The sequence below is a fragment of the Hydrogenophaga sp. LT287 genome (assembly GCF_055702805.1).
Genome location: NZ_JBVPZC010000070.1, coordinates 1 through 2041, shown reverse-complemented (window position 1 = coordinate 2041; position 2041 = coordinate 1). Strand labels below are relative to the sequence as shown.

The 2041-nt window shown below is 62.8% G+C and carries 2 protein-coding genes; both read left to right on the top strand.

The genetic code is table 11. From position 1 onward, the window contains the following. The coding region (gene tnpB / locus AC0GNR_RS19475; RefSeq protein WP_472902390.1) for an IS66 family insertion sequence element accessory protein TnpB at positions 1 to 306 on the top strand (306 nt) is incomplete at its 5' end. Positions 307 to 394: 88 nt separating this feature from the next. Continuing rightward, a complete protein-coding gene (tnpC, locus tag AC0GNR_RS19470; protein WP_472902389.1) occupies positions 395 to 1999 on the top strand; it encodes an IS66 family transposase in 1605 nt (534 codons plus the stop codon). The last annotated feature ends 42 nt before the right edge of the window (positions 2000 to 2041 follow it).

Here is a 2041-nt window from a genome sequence, read left to right as displayed (position 1 = left end):
GCCATCGACTTTCGCATGGGTATCAACGGTCTGGCCATCCTGGTGGAGCAAGCCCTGGGAATGAACCCATTCGCCAGGTCGGTATACGTGTTCAGCAACCGCCGTCGCACCCGAGTCAAGATCCTGGGCTGGGACCGCAACGGCTTCTGGTTGTTGATGAAGCGTCTGGAGCAAGACCGCTTCATCTGGCCAGACGAGGCGGTGGTGCCGACGCTGACAGTGGAGCAACTGCACTGGCTTCTCGATGGTATGGATCTGGCGTTTATACAGAGGCACCCACAGCGGTTCTACGAGCGTGTCGCCTGAGCCGCTGGCTGTCCAATGTCGCAAAATATTTGTCGCAAAATAGCGCTCACAAGGAACCGCCTGAGCGACAAATAAATCAAAGTAGGTGATGGTTTATATGCCCACCGCCGAAGAATTTGCAGCCTTGCAAAAGGCGCTGGCTCAGGCCACCCAGACCAGCGAATCGCTCGCGGGTGAACTGCGCATCACGCGCGCCGAGCGCGACCTGCTCAAGGAACAGCTCAACAAGTTCAAGCGCCAACTCTTCGCTGCCAAGAGCGAGGCCAGCGCTGGCCACCAGAAGGACATGTTCTTCAACGAGGCCGAAGCACTCGGCGCAGCTGCCCAGCCAACCCAGGAAGAAACCCAAGCCGATGACAGCATCGTCGAGGTCCCCGGCCACAAACGCGCCAAGCGCGGGCGTAAGCCACTGGACCCGGCGCTGCCGCGCGAGGTGGTGCGCCACGAACTGCCCGAGTCCGAGCGTGTCTGTCCTCACGACGGTGCCGTGCTGCGGGAGATTGGCGTGGAGGCCAGCGAGCAGCTTGACATCATTCCTCAGCAGGTGCGCGTCATCCGCCACGAGCGGGTCAAGTACGCCTGCCCGTGCTGCGATGGCACGCTGCGTCTGGCGGCCAAGCCCGAGCAAGTCATCCCCAAGGGGCTGTTCAGCGAAGGTCTGCTGGCCTGGGTGATCACGTCCAAGTACGTGGACGGCCTGCCGCTGTACCGCCAGGCGGCCTTGCTGGGGCGCTTTGGCGGCAGCGACCTCTCACGCAACACCATGGCCGCCAGCGTGGTGCGGGTGGGCCAGGCGGTGCAGCCCGTCATCAACCTGCTGCGCGACCGGGTGCTGGACGCCCCGCTGATCTTCGGTGACGAAACCGAGATCCAGGTGCTCAAGGAGGCTGGGCGCAGCGCCCAGTCCAAGAGCTACATGTGGGCGCAAATGACCGATGGCTCTGGCGCGTGCGGCACGGGTCCGCCCATACGCTTGTTCGCCTACTCACCCTCACGCAGCACCGAGGCGGCGCAGCGTCTGTACGTCGGCGTGCGCGAGGGCGGCGTGCTGATGAGCGACGGCTACGAGGTCTACAACAAAATCGCCTTGGCCAACAAGCTCGTGCACATCGGGTGTTGGGCGCATTGCCGACGTTACTTCAATGACGCGCTGCAGGCGCTGCCCAAAGCGAACCGGGGGCCTGAGCAATTGGCGGCCAGATTCATCGCGCTGATCGGCAAGCTCTACCGCGTGGAGGCACTGGCCAAGGAGCAAGGGATGGACGCGCTCGGCCTGCTGCAAAGTCGCCAGGCCCACAGCGTGCCCGTGCTCCAAGAGATCCAGGCCTTGCTGCTGGCCAACGTTCATGTGGTGCTACCGGGCAGTTTGCTGGGCAAGGCGCTGCACTACCTGTCCTCGCAGTGGGCCAAGCTGGAGCGCTTCGTCACCAACGGTCTCTACCCCATAGACAACAACGGCTGTGAGAATTCGATCCGTCCGTTTGTCATCGGAAGACGCAACTGGTTGTTTGCCGACACCGTGGCCGGCGCCAACGCGAGCGCCAATCTGTACTCGTTGCTGGAGACCTGCAAGGTCAACGGCGTCGATGGGTACCAGTACCTGCGCTCGCTGCTGGTGGCGCTTCCTCGGGCCAGGACCGTCGAGGACTATGAGGCCTTGCTGCCCTGGTGTCTCAACGGGCGCAGCGGCTGAAATAGGAAACTGTGCAAGGGGTGCGGTCTATTGATCGCTTAC